27 protein-coding genes are annotated in these 22,630 nt (G+C 50.7%); 18 read left to right on the top strand and 9 right to left on the bottom strand.

The window, feature by feature from the left end; translation table 11 throughout:
* Positions 1 to 208 precede the first annotated feature (208 nt).
* From BUA24_RS07550 to mshD, 4 genes are all read right to left on the bottom strand, one after another.
* On the bottom strand, positions 209 to 583 hold the full coding sequence (locus BUA24_RS07550; RefSeq protein WP_072790810.1) for a hypothetical protein: 375 nt from the start codon (positions 581 to 583) through the stop codon (positions 209 to 211).
* Between the two features lie 72 nt (positions 584 to 655).
* Entirely contained in the window at positions 656 to 1,768 is a 1,113-nt protein-coding gene (rlmN, locus tag BUA24_RS07555; protein ID WP_072790874.1) for a dual-specificity RNA methyltransferase RlmN, read from the bottom strand.
* A 39-nt stretch (positions 1,769 to 1,807) separates the two neighbouring features.
* Positions 1,808 to 2,740, bottom strand: coding sequence for a DMT family transporter (locus BUA24_RS07560; protein ID WP_072790813.1), 933 nt, complete (start codon positions 2,738 to 2,740; stop codon positions 1,808 to 1,810).
* 76 nt (positions 2,741 to 2,816) lie between these two features.
* Positions 2,817 to 3,725, bottom strand: a complete 909-nt coding sequence (gene mshD / locus BUA24_RS07565) for a mycothiol synthase (protein ID WP_072790815.1) — start codon at positions 3,723 to 3,725, stop codon at positions 2,817 to 2,819.
* A gap of 201 nt (positions 3,726 to 3,926) precedes the next feature.
* On the opposite strand from mshD, the gene nth reads away from it, so the two are divergent.
* Entirely contained in the window at positions 3,927 to 4,604 is a 678-nt protein-coding gene (gene nth, locus BUA24_RS07570) for an endonuclease III (RefSeq protein WP_178138750.1), read from the top strand.
* On the opposite strand, the gene BUA24_RS07575 is transcribed toward nth, so the two are convergent.
* Positions 4,575 to 4,766, bottom strand: coding sequence for a hypothetical protein (locus BUA24_RS07575; protein WP_072790818.1), 192 nt, complete (start codon positions 4,764 to 4,766; stop codon positions 4,575 to 4,577). The two genes, nth and BUA24_RS07575, sit on opposite strands and share 30 nt — an antisense overlap.
* A gap of 116 nt (positions 4,767 to 4,882) precedes the next feature.
* Here BUA24_RS07575 and hisD point away from each other — a divergent pair, with 116 nt between their 5' ends.
* From hisD to BUA24_RS07625, 10 genes are read left to right on the top strand one after another with little or no spacing between them, the layout of a single operon-like run.
* The gene (hisD, locus tag BUA24_RS07580; RefSeq protein WP_072790821.1) at positions 4,883 to 6,196 is read left to right on the top strand and encodes a histidinol dehydrogenase; all 1,314 of its coding nucleotides are present in this window, start codon (positions 4,883 to 4,885) and stop codon (positions 6,194 to 6,196) included.
* Positions 6,186 to 7,235, top strand: coding sequence for a histidinol-phosphate transaminase (gene hisC / locus BUA24_RS07585; RefSeq protein WP_072790824.1), 1,050 nt, complete (start codon positions 6,186 to 6,188; stop codon positions 7,233 to 7,235). The genes hisD and hisC overlap by 11 nt, the downstream gene beginning before the upstream one ends.
* Positions 7,236 to 7,255: 20 nt before the next feature.
* A complete protein-coding gene (hisB, locus tag BUA24_RS07590) occupies positions 7,256 to 7,846 on the top strand; it encodes an imidazoleglycerol-phosphate dehydratase HisB (protein WP_072790827.1) in 591 nt (196 codons plus the stop codon).
* Between the two features lie 6 nt (positions 7,847 to 7,852).
* Positions 7,853 to 8,464 (top strand): imidazole glycerol phosphate synthase subunit HisH, encoded by a 612-nt coding sequence (gene hisH, locus BUA24_RS07595; RefSeq protein ID WP_072790830.1) that lies wholly within the window; start codon positions 7,853 to 7,855, stop codon positions 8,462 to 8,464.
* Positions 8,461 to 9,198 carry a 1-(5-phosphoribosyl)-5-[(5-phosphoribosylamino)methylideneamino]imidazole-4-carboxamide isomerase gene (locus tag BUA24_RS07600; protein WP_072790833.1) on the top strand — a complete coding sequence of 246 codons (738 nt, stop codon included), beginning with the start codon at positions 8,461 to 8,463 and terminating at the stop codon, positions 9,196 to 9,198. The genes hisH and BUA24_RS07600 overlap by 4 nt, the downstream gene beginning before the upstream one ends.
* The gene (gene hisF, locus BUA24_RS07605; protein WP_072790836.1) at positions 9,189 to 9,983 is read left to right on the top strand and encodes an imidazole glycerol phosphate synthase subunit HisF; all 795 of its coding nucleotides are present in this window, start codon (positions 9,189 to 9,191) and stop codon (positions 9,981 to 9,983) included. Before BUA24_RS07600 ends, hisF begins: the two co-directional genes overlap by 10 nt.
* A gap of 32 nt (positions 9,984 to 10,015) precedes the next feature.
* Complete coding sequence (locus BUA24_RS07610) at positions 10,016 to 10,309, top strand: GroES family chaperonin (RefSeq protein ID WP_072790880.1); 294 nt, start codon at positions 10,016 to 10,018, stop codon at positions 10,307 to 10,309.
* Positions 10,306 to 10,677: a phosphoribosyl-AMP cyclohydrolase gene (hisI, locus tag BUA24_RS07615; RefSeq protein ID WP_072790839.1), complete on the top strand. Its 372-nt coding sequence runs from the start codon at positions 10,306 to 10,308 to the stop codon at positions 10,675 to 10,677. The genes BUA24_RS07610 and hisI overlap by 4 nt, the downstream gene beginning before the upstream one ends.
* Positions 10,678 to 12,207, top strand: a complete 1,530-nt coding sequence (locus BUA24_RS07620) for an anthranilate synthase component I family protein (protein ID WP_084660314.1) — start codon at positions 10,678 to 10,680, stop codon at positions 12,205 to 12,207.
* Positions 12,204 to 13,040 carry a YgfZ/GcvT domain-containing protein gene (locus BUA24_RS07625; protein WP_072790842.1) on the top strand — a complete coding sequence of 279 codons (837 nt, stop codon included), beginning with the start codon at positions 12,204 to 12,206 and terminating at the stop codon, positions 13,038 to 13,040. The genes BUA24_RS07620 and BUA24_RS07625 overlap by 4 nt, the downstream gene beginning before the upstream one ends.
* A 122-nt stretch (positions 13,041 to 13,162) precedes the next feature.
* Here BUA24_RS07625 and BUA24_RS07630 read toward each other — a convergent pair whose 3' ends face one another.
* From BUA24_RS07630 to trpS, 3 genes are all read right to left on the bottom strand, one after another.
* Positions 13,163 to 13,471: an EthD family reductase gene (locus BUA24_RS07630; RefSeq protein WP_072790845.1), complete on the bottom strand. Its 309-nt coding sequence runs from the start codon at positions 13,469 to 13,471 to the stop codon at positions 13,163 to 13,165.
* Between the two features lie 33 nt (positions 13,472 to 13,504).
* On the bottom strand, positions 13,505 to 14,425 hold the full coding sequence (locus tag BUA24_RS07635) for an MBL fold metallo-hydrolase (protein ID WP_272867296.1): 921 nt from the start codon (positions 14,423 to 14,425) through the stop codon (positions 13,505 to 13,507).
* 177 nt (positions 14,426 to 14,602) lie between these two features.
* Positions 14,603 to 15,610, bottom strand: coding sequence for a tryptophan--tRNA ligase (gene trpS, locus BUA24_RS07640; protein ID WP_072790851.1), 1,008 nt, complete (start codon positions 15,608 to 15,610; stop codon positions 14,603 to 14,605).
* Positions 15,611 to 15,998: 388 nt separating this feature from the next.
* On the opposite strand from trpS, the gene mtnN reads away from it, so the two are divergent.
* The 7 genes from mtnN (at position 15,999) to BUA24_RS07675 (ending at position 21,774) form a co-directional block, all read left to right on the top strand.
* Positions 15,999 to 16,760: a 5'-methylthioadenosine/S-adenosylhomocysteine nucleosidase gene (gene mtnN, locus BUA24_RS07645; RefSeq protein WP_072790853.1), complete on the top strand. Its 762-nt coding sequence runs from the start codon at positions 15,999 to 16,001 to the stop codon at positions 16,758 to 16,760.
* Between the two features lie 15 nt (positions 16,761 to 16,775).
* Positions 16,776 to 17,555, top strand: coding sequence for a segregation/condensation protein A (locus BUA24_RS07650; RefSeq protein ID WP_072790856.1), 780 nt, complete (start codon positions 16,776 to 16,778; stop codon positions 17,553 to 17,555).
* Entirely contained in the window at positions 17,552 to 18,178 is a 627-nt protein-coding gene (scpB, locus tag BUA24_RS07655) for an SMC-Scp complex subunit ScpB (protein WP_072790859.1), read from the top strand. The genes BUA24_RS07650 and scpB overlap by 4 nt, the downstream gene beginning before the upstream one ends.
* Positions 18,179 to 18,937 (top strand): pseudouridine synthase, encoded by a 759-nt coding sequence (locus BUA24_RS07660; RefSeq protein WP_072790862.1) that lies wholly within the window; start codon positions 18,179 to 18,181, stop codon positions 18,935 to 18,937.
* Positions 18,938 to 19,010: 73 nt separating this feature from the next.
* Positions 19,011 to 19,373: a chorismate mutase gene (gene aroH / locus BUA24_RS07665; protein WP_072790865.1), complete on the top strand. Its 363-nt coding sequence runs from the start codon at positions 19,011 to 19,013 to the stop codon at positions 19,371 to 19,373.
* A gap of 8 nt (positions 19,374 to 19,381) precedes the next feature.
* Positions 19,382 to 20,743 (top strand): 3-phosphoshikimate 1-carboxyvinyltransferase, encoded by a 1,362-nt coding sequence (gene aroA, locus BUA24_RS07670; RefSeq protein ID WP_084660315.1) that lies wholly within the window; start codon positions 19,382 to 19,384, stop codon positions 20,741 to 20,743.
* A 296-nt stretch (positions 20,744 to 21,039) separates the two neighbouring features.
* Positions 21,040 to 21,774, top strand: a complete 735-nt coding sequence (locus BUA24_RS07675; protein ID WP_178138749.1) for a DJ-1/PfpI family protein — start codon at positions 21,040 to 21,042, stop codon at positions 21,772 to 21,774.
* A 282-nt stretch (positions 21,775 to 22,056) separates the two neighbouring features.
* On the opposite strand, the gene BUA24_RS07680 is transcribed toward BUA24_RS07675, so the two are convergent.
* The gene (locus BUA24_RS07680) at positions 22,057 to 22,401 is read right to left on the bottom strand and encodes a potassium channel family protein (RefSeq protein ID WP_072790871.1); all 345 of its coding nucleotides are present in this window, start codon (positions 22,399 to 22,401) and stop codon (positions 22,057 to 22,059) included.
* Positions 22,402 to 22,630 lie beyond the last annotated feature (229 nt).

A 22,630-nucleotide genomic window follows, 5' to 3' on the forward strand; every position in this document is an offset into this window, starting at 1 on the left:
TCCTCTACCAACAAATCTTTCGCCACCCCTGATCAGGTCCATTTACAAGCTATGCAAACACAAAGAGTGGTCCAAATCTGTTTCGGCCGAGGAACCTCACGATCGCAGGTATCTTGAGAGATCTGTGCCTTTACAGCACAACTCTGGCTTTGGATAGAAGCAGGTAGCATCTGACGCCAACTACGTTCTCCATCACCTGTTCAGACGCCTAACGCGTAAACCAAGTATTTACGTACGTTCTCGACTGAGGATGAATTAGAAGGACAAAGGGAACCAGGGACAAAATCACCTGGAGAAAGTCACCGGTTATAACCCCTAAACCAAACTCGACGACGAACAGAATTATTATTACAACTGGAATGGCAGCTGCTACCACACCAACGTAGTAGCCCCACTTTTTGTCGTTGGCGATACCATAAGCACCAGCAATGGGGAGCACGATCCCCACCAAGGAAAGTGCGGTCGAGTAACCGCTGTATAATGCTACGTTTACTATGGCAAACAAAGCGTTTACGTACAGCAGGATCGTCGCTATCATCAACGTCTGCGGGTGTGTACTGTTTACAAGCTTCAATGACCGCATTTAAACCACCTATTCCGCCCGTGGGCGCCAGATCTCCCTAGGTCCATGTTAGCGCTAAAACATGGCATGTACCTAGGAGGTGGGGACTGAAGCCCGTCTTACTCTTAGCTTGTCGCTTTGTACGACAAGCTGTCCACACGCGGCTGCAATGTCTGAGCCTCGAGTGTCCCTCACGGTAACGTTGACGGAGTTGTTGCTCAGTATCTCTTTACATCTAGCCACCGTCTCAGGAGGTGAACCCGGATAGTCATACATCGGCGTGGAGTTAAGTGGTATGAGATTGACGTGAGCCCTAAGCTCTTTGGCGATAACGGTTAGCTGTCTCATCTGCTCAGGAGAGTCGTTGACTTTGTCGATGAGTGCGTACTCTAGCGTAACTCGCCTACGGCTTTTTGTCCTGTATTGGTGTAAAGATTCGATCAGGGCATCGATACTATATCTACGGTTTATTGGAACGATCTGATCCCTGGTCTCGTTGTCGGGAGCGTGCAAGGATACCGCTAGATTGACCTGCAGATCCTCCTCGGCCAGCTTTAGGATGCCTGGGACCACTCCTACTGTAGAGAGGGTTATCGATCGGGCTCCAAGCTGAAACTCCGATATTAGGGACCTCACAAAGGCGAGCGTGTTGTCGTAGTTCGCAAGCGGCTCGCCCATTCCCATAAGTACCACGTTGGTAATCCTCTTGGTGGGGTCGATCTCCCTTAGCTCCTTTGACGCCCAGAAGAACTGCTCTTGCATCTCAGAGACCCTTAGGTGTCTACCAAAACCACCTTGTCCAGTAGCGCAAAAGACGCATCCCATAGCGCATCCCAACTGGGTGGATACACAGACGGTATCTCGCTTTCGATAGCACATTAGCACGGTCTCGATCTTGCTATCGTCTCTGAGGGTAAGAACTGCCTTTCGTGTCCGTCCTTGATCGGTACTTACCACAAAGGCACTCTCGGCGCTCAGATACATCTGATCCCGAAGGCGACTACGCAGGTTTTTGGGCAACGTCATGTTATCCCAAGGAGCTATGAAGCCCTTGAACAACCCCTCCTTAATCTGCGTTACCCGGAATCGGGGCTGATCTTCACCTAAGATTGTGGCAGCGTTTTGATTACTTAGCTCAAAGGGACTAGGGCGCGCCTCGGTAGTTGTCTCTTCATCTGGTAAGTTCTCATATCGGTCGACTCTCAAGTCTCTCGTCTCCTTAGTCAAAGTGAGTTTCGCTCCAGCTCACCCAGATCTCCTTGCGGGCCGAGCCTCGAGGGTCTCTGTTGGATGAGAGAGCTCTGATGAGGTTGATCTAACGGCAAGTATCACTCCCACTGCGACCAACAACCCACCTAGGACCGTCTCGGGGGAAACTCTCTCTCCAAGAATCAAAGCACCAAGGATAACACCTACTACGGGCTGAAAAAGAAGCATAACGCCGCCTCGAGATGCACTTACATGGTTGAAGCCCCAGCTCCACATAAAAAACGCAAGAGCCATTCCGATAACCGATATATAACCGACCAAGAGCCAGGCAACGATACCCACTGGGAAGGGTCTCGGTGAGTTTAGAGTAGAGTAGGCGGCGAAAGGAGCGCTTGTAAGCGCTCCAACCAACGATGCGACAGAGACGACGACAAGAGCGCTGTGTCGTCTTAGAAGGCTTGTGCTCAAAACGGTGTAGGTGGCCCAAGCCAAAGTGGCCACGAGAAGATAAAAGATTCCAAGCTTCACCTGCGCACCACCTACCGGCGATCCTACGATCACTACCACACCAACAAGGGCTAACGCCATCGCAAGCCAGCGGCGAAGTGGTATCTGTTCCTTCAGCACGGTCGCTCCCAAGACGGCGATGGCAACCGGAGATGAAGCGGTAATTAGGGAGCCGAGTGCCGCTCCAGCAAGATGGGTTCCGTAGAACTGAAAGCCAACCGAGAGAGAAAATCCGACGACTCCCGCACCAACAAGCTGAATGACGTCCGTTTTTGAGATAGCCCTAAGGCCACCGCTACGATAGGCAAGGGGAAGCAGAACAACCGCCGATATCAGCTCTCGTAGTTCGAGAACTATCATTGGCGGCACGTTGCGCATAAGGGCATCACTTGCTACGTACATGCCTCCCCATATCGCAGAGGCTACCGATAGCGCCAGCAGTCCTTTGGTGGAGTTTTTCACACATCCAGACTACCTAGGTCGCTGGAGCTGTCACCGGCACCTATGCCTCAATGTGTAACCCAAAAGATCTGTGGGGCTACAGATCTATGGTGTATGCCCGATCGATATGGTCAACACTAAAGCCCAAGGACCTATATAGACAAAGCGCCGGTTCGTTTGTGGAGTCAACGTACAACATGCCTGTGGTTATGCCAAGAGAGCTTAGATAACTAAGACCGTACTTACATATCTCCTTGCCAATTCCGCGATGTGCATAGTCAGGGTTGGTAGCGACAACATATATCTCTCCTATCGGAGCCTCTTCGTCAAGGTGTACCTTGGTCCACACAAAAGCCGCTAGGTCCCCCTCTAGCTCCAGCAGGAAGAATCCCTTAGGATCGAACCAAGGCTCCTGCTCACGTGATAAAAGGGTTTCCCTCGTCCAACCCCCCTGTTCAGGGTGCCACGCAAAGGCTCGATTATTTACTGAGAGCCACCTATCTTCGTCAACACCTACTTGGAAGTGCCTTATCGTTCCTGGGAGCTTTGGGAGTGGAAGCGGAAGTGGAAGCTTGCAGCGCATCTGATATAGGTCACGCCCGCGAGTAAATCCAGCCTCTTTAGCGAGATCGTCTAGATAGGGTGAGGGCTTAGGTAGCCACATATGGACGTGACCACCTCCATTAGCCTTGATCTCTTCGATAGCTCCTTTTAGCAAATACTTTCCGACCTCAGATTCGCTTCGGCGTTCCATGGGATGGATCAGTAGTTCTATCCCCCAGGACTGCGGACCTTTGGATATCTGTACATATCCAACCGCAACTCGTGGGTTACTTCTGTAGGCAATCAGACCTGTTACACCCTTTCGACCTCCCTGCACAAGGTCAACCCAGGTATGGTCTTCTAAAGCCTTATGGCCGTCAGAGCGCTCAATCGTCTTCGCAAGAATCAAGACTGAGGCGATCTCTTGCTCTCCGATGCGTCTGTGTAAATCTAGGTCAGTCATATCACTTAGAAACTACTTTGAAGTGGGGTAGGATCGGTCTTTTCCTCTACATTTACACAAGACATGGGGCACGTCCTCACTCTTTGTTGATCAAAATCAAATGAAGATTCGAAGTCTTTAGTTCATTAGGTGCAGTTAGAGTCTAGGGGTGACAAGCTCGTGCATTAGGGGAGATGTAGGTGGTGAGAGCAATTGGCTTTAGTGGGCGAAGACGAAGATCGTATTCGAGTAGATGAGATATTGAGACGTCTTGAGCTAAATTATCCAGGATCCGAACAGGATCTATGTGAACTTAACTTTACCTCAGCCTTCCAGCTTCTCGTGGCAACGGTGCTGTCTGCGCAGTGCACCGACAAGGTAGTAAACAAGGTGACTAGCTCCCTATTTGCACGGTACCCAGACGCTTACTATCTAGCCCACGCTGAGATAGGCGATGTCGAGTCGATAGTGAAACCGACGGGCTTCTATCACAACAAGGCCAAGAACATCGTCGATCTGTCAGGTAGGCTCATAAGCAGCTATGGTGGTGAAGTACCAAAGGACATCGACGACCTTACAAAACTCCCAGGAGTTGGGAGAAAAACAGCCAACGTTGTACTACCGATAGCTTTTCGCATTCCCGGACTTGCGGTTGATACCCATGTGAAGCGGCTGTCAAGGCGCCTGGGACTAACACAGTCATCGGATCCTCTAAAGGTTGAAGAAGACCTATGTTCAAAGGTAGAACCATCTGAGTGGGCACGGCTCTCGCTAAGACTCATCCTCCATGGACGAAGAGTCTGCAGTGCGCGTGCCCCCGAGTGTTCTCAGTGTTTCCTCGAGGACCTATGTCCCTCTAAAGACACCTATCTATCTGGTAGCGTTCTCAAGTCGCCTTAGAGCAACCAAGAGCGCTTTTTCGGCTTGATATAGTTCGGAGGCGCTCGCTTCATCTCTCATCGACCGCATCTTGTCTCCCAGTGAGCTGGCTCGTTTTGCCAGCTCAGAGATCGTGTAGCTCATCGAGGAGATCTCTGCCTTTGCCGAAGGGTCTAAGCTCATGTGTCAGGATCTTTCTACTTTGGTTTACTGCGTTAAAGAACAAAGATTACGGTAGGTTTTACTCAAAGGTTCCGAGGCCATGACTGCGGTCGTATGTGATTAGGAAGTTACCCACCATGCTAAAGAGTTTAGACCTTCGCCCCTTTAGGGGTACGGCGCTACTAGGCGCACTGCCTCGCCCAAGCATTGGAACTGCTGATCCCACCGGGTCCGTAAGGGAGATCTTGTCGCGAGTCAAAAACGAAGGTGACAGTGCTCTTTACGATCTGACCAAACGGTTTGACAACGTTACACTTGATCATCTCCAAGTTGGCAAAGATGAGATGGAAGCCGCCTTTGGCCGCATAGACAACGCCTTGAGAGAAGCTCTCCTTGCGGCAAAGTACTCGGTAGTAAGGGTGCATGAAGAAGAGCTAAAGTTGCTAGCTGAGCACGAGCTTATCGATAACTTTGGCATGCGGATAACGTATAAGACCCAACCGGTGGATCGTGCTGGATGTTATGTTCCCGGTGGCGTCGCTAGATACCCCTCTTCGGTTATCATGACCGCTTCGATCGCCAAGGTAGCGGGGGTGAGAGAGGTCGTACTGTGTGTTCCACCTCAGCCAGATGGAACTGTGGATGATGCAACTTTGGCAGCGGCGCACATTTGTGAGGTCGACTACGTCTTTAGTATCGGTGGAGCCCAGGCAATCGGAGCGATGGCCTATGGTACTGAGTCGGTGCCCAAGGTGGATGTGATAGTAGGACCTGGAAACGTTTATGTGTCAATAGCTAAGCGCGAGGTGTCCCAGGTAGTGGGTGTACCTTCTTCCTTCGCGGGACCTTCAGAGGTGGTTGTGGTTGCAGACGAGTCTGTTCCTCCTAAGTGGAGTGCTCTCGACATTGCTGTGCAAGCGGAGCACGGTCCGAACGGACTCGCCTGGTTTATTACCTGGAACGAAGAGTACGCAAAGGCCGTAGAGGAGGAGTTGGAGAGCTACCTAGACGAAGCCTCACGCAAGGATCACATCGCATCGACGCTTTCTACTCAGGGCTACTCGGCTTTAGTTCGTAACCGTGACCAGGCGATAGAGGTGGCTAACTTGATCGCTCCTGAACATCTCGAGCTGCTATATCACGACGCTGGGCAAGATCTGGATAAGGTAACCAACGCAGGAGCGGTCTTTGTAGGACCATACGGAACAGCGGCCTACGGTGACTACGTAGCTGGTCCCTCCCATGTGCTGCCGACGTACTCAACAGCGCGCTTTGCTTCGGTCCTTGGCGTAAGTGACTTTAGAAAGAGGATGCACTTTATCGAGGTCACTCGAGACGCAGTTGATCAGATCTCATGGGCAGCTGAAGAGATCGCTGGGGCCGAGGGTCTAGAGGCTCATAGCGACTCTATAAGGGTTCGTCGCTCTGAGGGAGAACTAGATGAAGCCTAGGGATTCGCTGGGGCTTAGAGAGGGATATCACTCTCCCCAGCTAGACGTGGAGGTGAGACTCAATACGAACGAGTCGCCTTTTCCGCCACCGAGGGAGTTTACATCTGCTTTTGAGTCTTATCTCAGGAAACTTACGCTCAATCGTTATCCCGATCGGAGCTACAAAGAGGTCAGAGCAGCCATAGCGGAGGCGTACGATACAGAGCCGGAGCGGGTTTTCTGTGGAAACGGGTCCAACGAGGTTCTTCTAAATATTGCTCTTGCATACGGAGGTCCAAACAGACGAGCCGTCGTCTTTGAACCCACCTACTCCCTACACTCACACATCGCATCTACGGTCGGTACCGAGGTCGTGACCCTTGGCAGAGACTCTTCCTTTCAGATCAACGACGCTTTAGTGCAACAGGCCGAAGATATCTCACCTGAGATGGTTTATCTGTGTTCTCCAAATAATCCAACAGGAGCCTTAGAAGACGCCGATATTGTGAAGAAGATCTTTGCGTTGTCCTCAGATCCCCTCGTGATGTTAGACGAGGCGTACGCTGACTTTCTTGGACAAAAAACGAACTTGGGGTCCGAACCAGAAACTCTGATTCGACTTCGTACCTTCTCTAAGTGGTTTGATCTTGCAGGTCTTCGATTTGGATTTTGCATAGCATCAAAAGAGGTTGTCTCTGTGTTAGATCAGGTGGTGTTGCCGTACCACCTAGATCAGATCAAGCAGGTGGCCGTGTTGGCTGCACTTAGAACAAGACAACACTTTGAGGACAAAGCCAATGCAATCTGTAAGCTAAGGGACGATCTCTATGATTCGCTGGTCTCCCTTGGTGTAAGGGCTCATCCTTCCAACGCAAACTTTATCCTTGTGGAGTTTCCTGAGAAGGACCCAAAGATGATATGGAGACAGCTCGTGGAAAGGTCGATACTGGTCCGAGATACAACCTCTTGGCCCATGCTGCCTCCTTCTCTGCGAATTACCGTCGGTACGGCACTGGAGAACGAGAGGCTCCTTGTGGCGTTGCAAGAGATATTGCGCTGAAAGGACCTCAACGAAAGACGATGCGAAGCTGTTATTTGTCACGAAAGACCAATGAAACAGAAGTAGAGGTGTCCCTCGTGTTGGAGGGCCGAGGAGTTAGGACTATCTCCACCCCAATACCCTTCTTCGACCATATGCTTGATCAGGTTGCCAGATTCTCAAATGTAGATATGGAGGTAAAGGTAACAGGGGATATCGATGTGGACGGCCATCACATAGTCGAAGATACAGGGATTGTACTAGGAAGCTGCCTCTCAGACGCATTGGGTGATCGCAAGGGAATAGAACGCTTCTCCCAAGCAGCCGTTCCCATGGATGAAGCTTTAGTAGTAGTTACCCTAGATCTATCCGGGAGGCCCTATCTACACTACGAAGATGCAGCTCTAAGGGGTCATGTTCCTCTTGGTTCACCGAGTTTCGATCCACAACTGGCGGAGGAGTTCTTTCGTGCACTATGCGTTGGAGCCAGATTGACTCTTCATGTCGACTATGTGAGGGGTAAGAACACTCATCACATGCTCGAAGCGGCTTTTAAGGCCTTTGGAAGAGCACTTGGCAAGGCGATCTGCATTACTGGAGCAGAGGTTCCATCCACGAAGGGTGTGATCTAGATAGCTATTGCAGTAGTTGACTACGGTATCGGCAATCTGTTTTCTGCATATAAAGCTCTCCAGTTGATCGCACCGGATACGTACTGTGCGACAGATCCGTCCCAGATTGGTACGCCAGAAGGCGTTGTCCTGCCTGGGGTAGGAGACTTTGGAGCGTGCATGACGGCGCTCAGGCAGAGCGGATTTGACAGAGTAATCCATGAACTTAGAGAGAGTTCAGTTCCGATTTTAGGCATATGCGTTGGAATGCAGATGCTCTTCGAATACTCATCTGAGTCTGGCGGTCATGAAGGGTTAGGTCTAATCCCTGGTCAGGTTAGGCGTCTAGAGGGATCAAGACGTCTACCGCAGATGCAGTGGAATCAGTTAGAGCTAGTCGAAGAGGCCGGAGATCTTTATCGAGGAGTGGAGAGTAAGGCTTGGGTCTACTTTGTGCACTCCTATGCAGTACCAAGCAGCGACTATGCAACGGCGTACAGCTTCTACGGGCAGCGTTTCGTCGCATCGATTCAAAGTGGAAGGATCTTTGGAACCCAGTATCATCCTGAGAAGTCTTCTAGAGCTGGAATAGAGTTGCTTAGCAACTTTGTCTCTTACGCGAAGGGATCAAGAAGATGAAGGTAATACCCGCTATCGACATCATAAACGGTAGATGCGTCCGGTTGGTTCAAGGGGACTACGAGAGTGTTATCAACTATCAGGAGGTGGAGGCCACTGCGACAGAGTTCTTTGATAAAGGCGTCACATCTCTTCACATAGTTGATTTGGACGCTGCCAAGCTAGGCTGCCCGGTAAATGTTGCTTCAATCCAAGGAGTAGTTGGCCGTGGAGGAGCGGAGATTCAGGTAGGCGGAGGAGTGCGATCGTTGGACTCTGCGAAGATCTACCTCGACATGGGTGTATCACGAGTGGTGGTAGGTACGTCGGTCGTGCACGATAGGGAGTTCTTTGCGCTTCTCAACAAGGAGTATCCAGGTAGGGTAGTTGCTTCACTTGACTATCGGCGGGTCGGACGCAAACTTATGGTGGCGACACACGGATGGCAGAAGTCTTCCGAGGTAGAGCTGTTCGCTGCTATAGCTGCCGTGGTGGAGCTTGGCTGTCGCAACGTGCTTGCCACAGACATCTCAAAAGACGGGACCTTCAGGGGTCCAGACACTGTCACTTACGGACAGATCCTGGAGCGCTTTGACGTAGACCTTATTGCTTCTGGCGGGGTTGGTTCGATCTCGGATCTTGAGGAGTTGTCCATGGTCGAGGCCTCAAACAGGCAGCTCTATGGGGCGGTCGTAGGTCGTGCGATACACGATGGCCGTATCGATGTGCAGGAGGCGCTCGCTAGGTGGAGGTAGTAAGGGTTATTCCCTGTCTGGACGTAAAAGATGGACGGGTTGTAAAAGGGGTCAGCTTCATCGATCTCAAAGATGCAGGTGATCCGGTCGAGCTGGCGGCGGCCTACGAGGAGCAAGGAGCCGATGAGCTTGTCTTTTTAGATATAAGTGCGACCATAGAGGGTCGTACGACCCTATACGAACTCCTCAGAGAGACAGCGGCTGCTGTGTTCATCCCTCTTACAGTCGGGGGCGGTATAACCTCCTTGTCGCAGGCGGCCGAGATACTCCACTCCGGAGCAGATAAGGTGTCTCTCAACTCCGCAGCACTGTTACACCCTTCACTAATAACAGAGATAGCAGATCGGTTTGGTTCGCAGTCCGTCGTCACCGCCATAGATGCAAAGCGAGTCGGGGGTACATATCGCGTGTTTACCCACGGTGGCACTAAGGCAACTGAAAAAGAGGTGGTTGAGTGGGCGAAAGAGGCGGAGAGTCGCGGAGCTGGCGAGATCCTTCTAACATCAATGGATCGAGACGGCACGAAGAAGGGGTTCGATCTAGATCTTCTTAGAGCAGTTACAGACGCCACAAACGTCCCCGTTATAGCTTCAGGGGGAGTGGGGGAGCTACAGCACTTCGTAGATGGAGTAGTCTTGGGCCATGCGCAGGGGATATTAGCGGCGTCGGTGTTCCACTATGGAGAGATACGAATAAAAGATGTAAAAGATACGCTATTTTCTAATGGACTAAATGTACGTCCAGTCGAGAGTAGTTCTCGACCAAGTTATTTGGAGGCGCCGTGAGCGACGGAGACAGAACCAAGCAGCCCATTACAATGTTGGCTGACCGAGTATTGGTCTCCCAGCCAACTGGAGACGGTGAAAGACAGTCGAGATCAGGGATCTTGATTCCAGCCACTGCTCAGGTGGCTAAACGTTTGACGTGGGCAGAGGTCGTAGCTGTAGGACCGAATGTGCGTTCTATCAAAGCTGGAGATCTGGTTCTGTTCTCACCCGAAGACCGTTACGAGGTAGAGGTGCAAGGAGACGCCTATCTTATTCTCCGTGAGCGCGACATACATGCTGTTGCAGCGGACCGGATTGAAAATGAGACTGGACTATACCTGTGAGTGATACTACACAATGTTCTCCGCTGTCGGTCTCAATCGATCTAGATAGCCTTAAGTTTGCCTCTGACGGACTAATTCCAGCGGTTGTGATAGACAGCGACGACAAGGTTCTCATGGTGGCCTACATGGATCGTAACGCACTTGAGCGATCCATCTCCTCAGGCAGAACATGGTTCTATTCACGATCACGAAAGAGTTACTGGGCAAAAGGTGAGACCTCTGGAAACATCCAAAAGATATTGGAGATCAAGACGGACTGCGATCTAGATACGTTGTTGGTTAAGGTTGAACAGATGGGGCAAGGAGCATGCCATACAGGAAGCTACTCCTGTTTCTTCAATAACGTTGCAGAGACGAGACGGTGGTAAGTGATAGATGTTGAAGGATTGGTGCAAGGCGATCTTCAGTCCTTTTTAGACAGTTGCCTTAGTTCCAAGTTGGCACAGCTAAAGGTTGAGCTCGTAGGTGACGGCCTTACCCCCCTGTCGGTGTTTCACTCCCTGGTCAAGGTGGACGAGCCTGGCTTTATCCTTGAGTCGGTTGAACAAGGGGAGCGCTGGTCGAGGTACTCCTTTATAGGTAGAAAACCTCTAGCGATAGTTGCTAAGAACATAAGCGGAGAGGTATCGGTGAAGGGAGTGGGCCTTCCATCGCCTACTAACAGTCCCGGCCTACTTCAGTACCTTGAGCTATTGGTTGAGACATACTCGTCCAAGGAATCGTCATTCCCCTTTGACTCTGGACTTGTGGGGTATCTAGCTTACGACATAGTCCGCGAGGTGGAACCCGTTCTTGGTAAGGGTAAGGTCTCTTCCTCTGGCACTTACGATGGGTACCTTTATCTCGTGGGTGAGATTGCAGTTTTTGACCACTGGCGTCAAACCATAACGCTGGTGAAGAATATCCTAGTGCCAGAGTCAGTCTCAATTGAAGACGCCAAGGGTCTATATTACGAGGCCGTGCAAGGTCTCAAAGACATGGCCAACAATCTAAATACCTCGTCACTACCTCTGGTAGGTGCCCACAAGACAGAGAAGCTTTCGACGGATTTGGGTCGACGGTCTGTAGGGGGTGATGAGTTTCAATGGTGGGTGCAAACGGCAAAGGAGAAGATTTTAGAGGGTGAGATATTTCAAGTGGTGCTTTCTCAGCGCTTTGGATTTCACCTTGAGGTATCTCCGTTGGCGCTCTATCGGGCTCTCAGGTTGCTTAATCCTTCACCTTACATGTACCTCTTCCAAGGCGAAGATCACTATGTGATAGGCTCATCCCCTGAGGCGCTTGTGCGGATAGATGGTAGCCGGGTTGTTACACGTCCAATAGCAGGAACTAGGGCACGGGGTGACTCCGAAGAAGCTGATAGGGCTTTGGGTGCTGAGCTGTTGGAGCATCCAAAGGAGATCGCTGAGCACGTTATGTTAGTTGATCTGGCAAGGAACGACATCGGTAAGATATCCTCCTTTGGGTCCGTAAAGGTCGATGAGTTTATGGTACTTGAGAAGTTCTCTCATGTGATGCATCTTTCATCGGAGGTGAGCGGAGATCTGCGTAGCGAGGTCAGTTCAATCGATGTTCTTCGGGCTACAATGCCGGCCGGTACTCTCTCTGGGGCTCCAAAGGTAAGAGCGATGCAGATCATAGAGGAACTTGAACCGATTCGACGTGGACTCTATGGTGGTATCTTTGGTTACATCGGCTTCAACGGTAATCTTGACGTTGCTATCGCGATACGAACCGCTGTGGTAGACAAGAACGGGAATGGTTGGGTGCAGTCAGGAGCGGGAGTTGTAGCTGACTCCGATCCAGCATCTGAAGATACAGAGTGCGTCAATAAAGCCAAGGCTCTCCTCTCTGCGGTTCAGATTGCCAACGAACTTTTTAGGGAAGATATCGGATGACCAGATTCGAGATGGATTGCGTTGTACTAAGTGGTAAGGGCGCTGAGACCTACCTTCAGGGACAGATCACTCAAGACGTGACAGAGGTAGCAGTTGGCGGATCTATCGATGCCTTCGTTTTAGAGCCAAGCGGCAAGGTTCACTCCTTAGTAACTGTACTAAGGGCCGAGTCAGAGTTCTATCTCCTTATCGATTCTGGATACAGAGACGGCCTTATTGAGCGTCTGGAGCGTTTTTCTATCCGTTCAAAGACGGAGTTTGACACGGTCGCAGCAACGATCACGAGTCACGAAGTACAAGCGCTTTCTGGAGAGGCAGCGACTCATGTCTATAGAGCGACGAAGCTAATTCCTCTGGAGTTTTCCATCTCGATCGGTGAACCGATCGAGCATTTGAAAGACACGAATTTTGAGGTTATTCGTGGACTCAGAGTATCAAGTTGTATACCTTCGATGGTGGATGTGCTGGGTCAAAACGTATTTCCAGCCTCATTCCCTGCGCTATTTGAAAGCGCTGTCTCTTTGAAAAAAGGCTGCTACACAGGCCAGGAACTTGTAGCCCGTATGGACTCCAGGGGGTCGAGTGCCCCACTAGTATTTCGTGGCTTTCGTCCTTATGGTGAGACCGCTTTGTACAGAGATATGATTCCACAAAGTCTTGAACTTAGATATAAAGACGATAAGGCAGGGGTTCTGACTTCCCTGGTATTCGATGAAGATAACAAGCTTGTTGTGGCAGGTGGGTACCTGAAGCGCACAGTACGTCTTGACGTAACAGAGACTTTAGGCATTGTCGGCACAGACCTGTCTCTTGAGCCTTGTTTTTGCCTGTAGCTTAGCTAGATAACCTATCGAACAAAAACGCGATTCGCCACTTGGAGGAAGCGGTCTCTTGAACTAGTGATAGCAGCAATGAGTCGCATCTAAGCTATCGCTAGAACTTCTTCACCTCTTATCTAACGATTCTCTTCCACTGCCACGAAGTTAGTCAACGAGACGCCGTATCTGTCGACGAGTACCTTCGAGTGGTCCACAAGCGCAGTGCCTTCTGGCGAGGAGAGTGCTGCTTGTAACGATGCGACGTCAGGGAAATACAACTCGGCGAGGCGTGAGTAGGGGCCTTTGGGAATCTGAGATAAGGTAACCGAGCTCAGGTGTGGCACCTTGTCTACTAAGGGGATATGGTCTTTCAAGTACTCTTCGACGAAGTCCTCTTGGGATCTTTCATCCTCTAGTCGACCCCAAAGGGCAACAAGCTTTACCATGAGCCTCTCCTTCTTTGTTTCATTAGCACAATACTATCTTTGTCTAAGGCTATAGATGGTTGGGTGCCGGCCGGATGCAACCACCTCTTGTTTGCTGTGGAGGTAGATCAGGTGCGAGATCGTCTCCCCAACAGCCATCCGTTTCATAAAGGCTGCATAGGTGCTAAAGGGTTTAGACCATGTCAAGGACTGGGCTACCTCCCACGCGCTCTGGGCTCCGTTTGTCCTAAGTGACTTTCTTATCTCCCTTAGTCGTTCGAGGTGATGATCTTCGATCTCCTTGATTCGGCCGTTCATGTTGGTAAAAGGATACTCATGTGCCGGTTCGACGTTCTCGACATCAAGGCTGCGCACCTTTTCTAACGATGATAGGTACTCCTGCAAGGGGTTCTCGCCGGATTGGGGATGAAAGGATATATTGGCGGTTATGTGTGGCAAGATGTGGTCACCAGAGTATAGTCTTCTAAAGCGCTCTTCATATAGACAAACATGTCCCGGTGAGTGTCCCGGAGTCCAGATCACCTTTAATTTCCGACCAGGGATAGGGGCGAGTTCGCCGTCTACGAGATCTACGTCAGGCTCGACAAAACTTCTTCTATCAAGAGCAGGAAGAGAAGCATTTTGGAGTTCTTCGAGGCTGTCCTTTGGTGCTCCGGCATCTATCAAGAACTCCCGCATCTGTTCTAGGAGTTCCTTTGGGTCTAAGTAACGAGATCGCGTTAGCTTGGCGTCCATTGGATGTAAGGCAACTTTGGCGCCCGACACCTCCCTTACTCTACCAGCTAAGCCGTAGTGATCAGGGTGAATGTGTGTTACTACTATCGCCTCGATCGCCTCGATCGAGGCGCCCAAGGTCTCAAGGCCCTGCTTTAGGGTTGCAAAAGCTTCATCGGTGTTCCAACCGACATCTAGTATTGAGACGCCGTTGTTGGTCTCAAAGACGTACACCAGCACGTAACCAAGACCCCCACCTGGAATTGGAACAGGTATCGACCAAGTGCCTGCTCCAAGGTCTCTTATCTCGGGAAGTTCAACTAAGGCCGTTGTGTACTCCTAACACTCTTACTCAGTCGAAGGCTACTATAGTTACTACGCAGTAGCAACGCGTCAAATACTTTCGTGTCGACAAGGTTATGATCCATCTGACCATGGGATTAGGCCCATCGCCGACTTGGCTCTTCGAAGCGTATCTCTCGACGCCACTGCAGCCTTTTCTGCTCCATTGTGTAAGAGTTCAATTAGGTGGCGATCATCGTTCCTTAGCTCTTCGATCATTGTCCTGATAGGAGTCAGAGTCTCGTTGATCACCTCTGTGAGATCACTCTTTAGATGACCGTAACCGCTGTATCTTGCGGCGATCTCGTTTGGCTCTTCGTCTTTTAGGGCTGAGAAGATGGAGAGAAGGTTGTTTACTCCGGCCTTCCCGGGGTTGTTTGGGTCGAAGTACACCTTGTTTTCGGTGTCCGTTACTGCCCGTTGTACCTTTTTGGCCACTGCGTCTTTAGTGTCGGTCAGATAGATGTTTCCAGCGTCGCTCTTGGAGGACTTTGACATTTTGCGAGTAGGGTCTTGTAGATCCATGACCCTAGCTCCCACCTTTGGTATCTCTGGTTCTGGGATAACAAATGTCTCCCCGTAACGGTTGTTAAATCTGGTTGCGAGGTTTCGGGTAAGCTCGAGATGTTGCTTTTGGTCATCACCGACTGGAACGTGAGTGGCTCGATAGAGGAGGATGTCCGCAGCCATTAGGGCGGGATAGGTGAACAGTGATGCTCTTACAGTGCTTGATCCTTTCCCTTTGTCTTTGAACTGTGTCATTCTTGAAAGCTCGCCGTATGTCGCCACACACTCCATGATCCACGAAAGTTCGGCGTGATGGGGTACCTGACTCTGAAGAAAAAGTGTCGATCGATTTGGATCGATTCCAACAGCTAGTAAGAGAGCGGCGAGTTGCAAAGTCTGCTCACGTAAGCTTGCTGGGTCTTGGTCGACGGTGAGGGCGTGGAGATCCACGATGCAGTAAAGGCAGTCAGAGGTGTCCTGGTCATCTACCCAGAACTTCAAGGCTCCAACGTAGTTCCCAAGGGTTGCAGATCCAGATGGCTGAATACCAGATAGGACTCTTCGTTCGTGTTTCATAACTAATCTACGTTAGTCGAAGAGATCATGATCACAGTGTTTGGACCCGTTCTTGTATTCTCGGGTATTTTGGTCTAATCAAGGCCGTAGCGCAAAGGAGTTATCGGATCGAGGGGCGATTTAGACAACTTGTTGACCCGTGATCTGCTAGATGCTAGTATCTCACATCGTATCGGCGGGACATCTGCTCTTAGGTTGTAAGACCGTGAAGTGTGTCATCTCGGAGTTGTTCGAAGGGTAAGAGGATCGTGATCTAGGGGGATAGGCGCAGATGACCTCGGAGCTATGACGCTTATGGCTGCTTTACTATGTCGCTAGATGCGGTACGTCGCAGAGTTAGCTAGCCTGGAAGACAGCTAGGTAAGTGAGTTGAAGGAGGAGGTCAACTGTGACCCTCGGAGTCGTCGTAGCAATGAACGAAGAGGCACAAGATCTCCGCAGAGTTATCGAGGATCTACCCGGCACCGAGTCTTTTATGTGCGGTGTATCTGAGCTAATGGTCAACGATCAGGTGGTTGTTTGTAAGAGCGGGATAGGCAAGATCAACGCCGCTTCAGCAGTGACCGCAATGCTTGCTCGCGTAAAGATAAATGCAGTGCTGTCGATTGGCATGGCTGGATCTCTCCTTCCTTGCTTTGGTGTTGGAGACATCGTGGTGGCGTCGGGCGCTGTCGAACACGATCTCGATCTGAGGCCGATCGCGCGGGTTCCGGGGGAGATGTTGGGGTCGTCATCTGTCTGTCACCAATCCGACAAGGACTTTGTACGCCTTCTAAAGGGTATCGTAGAACGAGATATGGAGACGTGGAGGTCCGTTGTAAGGGACGAATTCAATAGAGATGCAACATTGAGTGAGACAGTCGTAGCCTCCGGCGACTCGCTTGTTACCTCTAAAGAGAACAAGTCCAAGATCTCAAGGCACTTTCCTTATGCTGGCGTTGTGGATATGGAGACCGCTGCGGTGGCCCGAGTAGCTATGCAATATAAGGTTCCATGGAGTGCTCTAAGGATAGTATCCGATACCGCTGACTCCAAAGAGGTCGGCGCAAAGGTTCTAGAGTTCTGTCGGTGGCAAGGTTCAAAGATGATCGCCGATACCGTTGTGCAACTTGTAGGACTTAGCGCAAAGTCAAGATCGGACGGGCGATGAAGCGTGCCTTACGAGATGAAGGCTAACGGTTTCGGCGGCTCCCTAGATGCTCTCATCGGACAGGTCAGCTCTGGAAAGGTTGATATAAGGACGATTGCGCTCTTATCTTTAATTTCTGAGTTTACTGCGGCACTAGAGTCTAACCACGACAAGGAGCTGGATAGTTTAAGCCGCTTTGTCTCTGAAATGGCGATTCTTCTTAGGTATAAGTGCCGGTACATCTTGGGAAAAGATAGTGAAGAGGATCTCGAGCTGGAAGATATCTCAACTGCAGAAGAGAAAGAGGTATTGCTCATCTCACTGTTAGGCGCCACCGTTTTTCGGGAGGTGTCTATTGAACTTGAAAGGAAGCTTCAAGAGACCAGTTTGACGGTTCCCCGTTCGGTGGGACCTGATCTCTCGTTGGTCGCTGAGATAAAAGATCCACTTCGAAAGATATCTCCGATGCAGCTGAGAGATACATTTGAGCGGATCTTGCACGTCGTGGAGCGAGAGGTCGTCGATGCATCGCATATAACGTCGGTACCCGTGTCGGTGCGTGAGGTGGGAGAGACGGTGATGAGACGTCTTCTGTCTCAGTCGGAGGTAACCTTTACAGACCTGGTCCTTTTCGCAAAGAGCCGCTTTGAGATCGTCGTTAGCTTTCTGCTAATCCTTGAGGGATCCAGAGTTGGGTTCTTGGAGCTCGAAATGGTGGAGGGGACTGAAAAGGATCTTGTGCTTGTACGCATAAGTAGAGAAGCTAGCCAATCAGCGGCAGAGGTGTTTGCTGAGATATTTAGGGTGATTGAGTGACTAGTCAAGACGACTTCGATTCAGACAGTATTGCAGCTGTAAAGCCAAACACGAAGGATAGACATCTAGCAGCACAGGTGGAGGCCCTATTGATAGTGGCAGCCGAGCCCATAACCGCAGATGAGATCGCAAAGCTCGTAGGCGTCGAGATACCTTTTGCTGTAGAGGCGCTTGGATGTCTTGAAGAGTTTTACGAGCAGTCAAGGCGTGCATTTTATCTTGCGCACATCGGTGGAGGATTTCAGATCCGAACGCGACCGGAGTTCGAAGGAGTCGTCAAACGCTACGTGGACTTCAACTATAGCGACAGGTTATCGAAGGCGGCTCTTGAAGTACTCTCGATAGTCGCCTATCGTCAACCTATCTCTAAAGCACAGATATCGCAGATCCGTGGAGTCAACTCTGACGCAACGGTGCGCCTGCTTTTAGACAAGGGTTACCTCGAGGCGAAAGAGAGAGACAGTGGTCCTGGACAGGCTTACCTTTACCGAACGACAAAGCTGTTTCTTGAGCGTCTTGGACTTTATTCTTTAGACGATCTGCCCAAATTGGATGGCTATGTTCCTGACGCCCGCTTCGTTGAAAACCTTGAACGAACCTTGATATTAGATAGGGAAGGTTAATTGGGGGAGTCGGCAGATGAGAGAAAGCCAGAGCGCATACAGAAGGTTCTAGCTCGTCTGGGTTACGGCTCCAGGAGATCTTGCGAACAGATAATTCTGCAAGGCCGGGTAAAGATAAACGGTCGCCTTGCGACACTAGGTGACAAAGTGCTAGCTGGCCACGATGAGCTTAGGGTAGACGGTCACTTGGTGCTCGGATCCAGTGAGTTGACGTACTATTTGGTGCATAAACCAAAGGGAGTAATATGTTCTTCCTCGGACCCATACAACAGAAAAAGCATCCTTGAACTGGTGCCCTCTACCCCTAGAGTTTTCTCAGTTGGTAGGCTCGACTTCGACTCTGAGGGACTGATCATACTGACAAACGACGGCGATCTGAGCTACGCCCTTACCCACCCTTCGCTGGCGGTGGAGAAGGAGTATCTAGTGCAGCTAAGAAGAAGACCAACAGACTCCGAACTGAACAGACTTAGGCACGGGATCTTACTGGAAGACGGTCGAACACATCCTGCCACCTTTACCCGCCTTGACGATACGCTAGTTCGCGTAGTCTTGCACGAAGGTAGAAACCGCCAGATTCGCCGCATGTTTGAGGCGACATCCAACGAGGTAACAAGGCTCGTAAGAGTAAGGATCGGTGATCTTGTGGATCAACGTTTGGCTCCAGGGGCATATCGGGTCTTAACCTCATCTGAGGTTATATCTCTAAGAAAATCAGTTGGAAACAGTCGTCTTGGCAAGAGGTCTGAAAGGCCGTAGAGCAAAGTTCATCTCACTGTCGCTGACTTGTTCTGGCGCCTTGGTGCTTTATCGTCGCTGTATACTTTCGTAGATGCCAGTTCGAGGATTAAGAGGTGCGACCACTGTCTTGGAGGACACCATAAGTGAGGTTACCTCCAAGACCAAGGAGTTAGTTTCTAAGATGCTGGAGGTAAACGGCATCGACAAGGAACAGCTGATCTCAATCATATTTACAGCGACAAACGATGTTCACTCGATGTTCCCGGCAACTGCGGCTCGGGAACTTGGGCTTGGAGACGTCCCTTTGATGTGTGCCAGGGAGCTCGACATCGTAGGTGCCACTCCACTGTGCCTACGGGTTCTTATGCATCTAGAGACTGACAGAGGTCGAAGAGAGCTCCATCACGTATATCTTCACGGCGCAAAAAATCTTCGCGACGATCTGCCGGAGTAGAAGCGAAGATGAACAAGGAGCACGAATCAGGATCGAACGCCAGAGCGGTAGTGCGCGGCGGCGGTAGTTTCAATGGTGAGTTAGAGCCGCCTGGAGACAAGTCAATCTCACACAGAGCCCTGATCTTCGCCTCTTTCTGTAAAGGTAGATCTACGTTGTCAGGGGTATCACTAGGCGCAGATGTCAGTGCTAACGTAAACACCTTGCTCAAGCTTGGAGTCGATGTCCACCGGGATCCTGTAGACCCCACCCGCATAACCGTTGTCAGCGACGGGCCGTCTTCTTACGGCGAGCCCTCGGAGATATTGGATGTGGGTAACTCTGGCACCTTACTGCGTCTCATGACAGGCGTGCTCGTTGGGTGCGAAGGCCACTTTGTACTTACCGGCGACAGATCCATAGTTCAAAGACCAATGATGAGAGTGGTATCTCCCTTGCGACAACTGGGTGCCAAGGTGGACGGTAGAGACGGTGGTGCGTACGCCCCGATATCAATCAGGGGATCAAGATTAAAAGGACGAGATCTTTCTACTCAAGTTCCATCGGCGCAAGTAAAGTCCTCACTCATTCTTGCTGGTCTTATGGCTGAAGGTACGACCAAAATACACGAGTTAATAAAGACCCGAGCGCACACCGAGGAATTTCTTAGCTATCTTGAAATCGATCATGAGATAGTAGATTTCGACTCTGGTGCCAGGGATGTGACGGTGAATAAGCTAACCCGAGCTCCCAGAGCCTTTACCCTTGGGATTCCCGCCGATCCTTCACAGGCTGCCTTTTTTATTGCCGGAGCGCTTATCTCCTCTGACTCGGATCTCGTCCTTAGAGGTATCTATCTGGGTGAAGGGCGCGACGCTTATCTCAAGGTTTTAGAGAGGATGGGGGCCCACCTGAGTTATGAAAATCTCAGAGACGGTGCATTTCCCATTGGTGATGTAGGTGCCCGGTCCTCGTTGCTGAAGGGCACAGAGATATCATCCGCCGAGGTCCCTGGGCTTATAGATGAGATACCGATTCTGGCAGCAATAGCCACTTTCGCTGAAGGGGTTACTACCTTTTACGGTGTCAGTGAACTGAGAGCGAAGGAGTCCGACCGTATCGCTACCACAATAGAGATGATCAAGAGATTTGGGGGTAGAGCCGAGAGTGACGGCGAGAGGCTTAGCGTCTTTGGTCAGCGCAACTTTAAACCAAAAGCCTGCGTGGTCGATAGCTACGGCGATCATCGAATCGCCATGTCGTCTGCGATTATGGCCACTCAGGCAGACGGGGATACCGAGATTCTGGACTTTGGGTGCGTAGAGACATCGTATGTAGACTTTGCCGAGCACCTCAGCCAGATGCGTTCGGGAGAGATTTTTATCGCATAGCCAAACATCACACGTTAGTTGCGAGATGGACCTTATAGCCATCGAAGTGATTGCACGAACGTAACGCTATCGAAATCGAACCATCATTCATCTATAGATCACGATATTTCGGTCGATCGCTATTTTAGGTTGCCGTTTATCAACAAGTAGGTCGGTCATTGGGTGGGTTCGTTCGACTGAGACAGTATGAGAATTCGCTTTGTAAGGGGAGGCTTGGCAGTTCCTTGTTTTGTGCTCCAATGATGCAACCGTTCTGTGAGCAGGAGTGCTCGGAGTTAGAACCCCTAAAGTTGGCAATGTTGCTCTTTGAGGACTTCGAGCTGCTAGATGTTACCGGTCCCCTTGAGATTCTCGGACGCCTCCCGGAACTCTTTACGATTACTTTGATCGGTTGTGAACTCAAGCCTATAAGTAGCGTTCAAGGAGTCTCCATCATGCCCTCTACCCCGATGTTAGAGGAGTCTAGGGTTGATCTTCTGATGGTCCCTGGAGGAAGAGGTACACGCACGTTGATGAACGATGAAGCGTTGATCGATTGGCTTATGCCTACGGGTCTCAGGCGTCGATTGTCGCCTCTGTGTACCGGTGCATACCTTTTGGCAAAAGCCCATCTCTTAGACGGTTACCGTGCAACCACTAACAAGCGAGCACTTGAGTGGGCGCAGGAAGTAGCTCCGAACGTTATCTTTGAACCAAGAGCCAGGTGGGTGAAGGATCGAGACAGATGGACCTCTTCGGGGGTTGCGGCGGAAATTGATATGACTCTTACCCTTGTGGCCCACCTTGCGGGCGAGTCCCAGGCGCAGGAGGTAGCTAGCGTAATTGAATATAAGTGGGATGACGATCCGGATCACGATCCTTTCGCCAAGGATGATAGTCGCAAGGGACTTCAGAGTTCCCCGGCTATTGTTACGGCTTTCCGCTCTCGTCTGAAACCCAATCACCAGGAGTATGAGGTCATTGCTGAAGATCTTGAACGGCTTGCTCGAACCCAACCCGGACTTCGATTCTTTAAGACCTACCAAGCTTAGGATGGAAAACGGTGATATGTTTTAGCATTCGAGACCAAGGAGACCCAAAGGCAGCGGAAAGTCAACCCTCAGCACTTAGAGGCACAACGCCGTGCGGCACGGGACTTCTACTCGGAGTGTACAGGTAGCTACCCTGTTCCGGGAAGCTAGGGTGGAAGACACCGTTAGCTGAGAGCACAACCACTAGTGTTTGCCAACCGCTGTCGTCGCCATGTCACCTCGATGGCGACTCCCTCAACACATCATTGAAGGGCAACTCACCTCTTACCAGCTGACCTTGCTTCAATTGGTGATATCGTTGCGCAGGTATTTTTTTACTTTGCGTACCACGATAATAGAGTCCTCAAGAGACAAAGTGAAGTCCGTGTCAACCCCTATCTCGATGCCCGTCTTGGTCTTGGCTCCGAGCACAAGGTCTTCGCTATTAGACCGAATCTCTGAGAGTAGTTTACCGCTCTGTCCAGGACTTATCTTCTCTTCCATTAACTGGTAGGTTTCGCTCCCGAGTAACTTTCTTAGTATGGCTGACGCGTGAGGTGCCTCCAGACTCTTTGCCAGAGTGTGACCTACAAGTTCTTCGACCGAAACCGATACATCAACGCCTAGTGTCCCTAGCCAAAGTTTCACTACTAAACAGGAATTTTCAAGTTTCGGCCCCTGTTGAACCCATTATACACCTACTCTTTAGAGGAAAAGGCAATGACAATAGCTAAGCAGATATCGAGGAGCAACCCAAGCGGCGAAAGATTCACAAGGGTCCAAGAAGCGCACCGGCCGTAGACCAACCTACGTCGTCACGTTGAGCGATGAGGATAAAGAGTTCCTCACCTCCGTCATCGCCAAAGCTAGCGCTCCA

Source organism: Ferrithrix thermotolerans DSM 19514, assembly GCF_900128965.1.
Lineage (GTDB): Bacteria > Actinomycetota > Acidimicrobiia > Acidimicrobiales > Acidimicrobiaceae > Ferrithrix > Ferrithrix thermotolerans.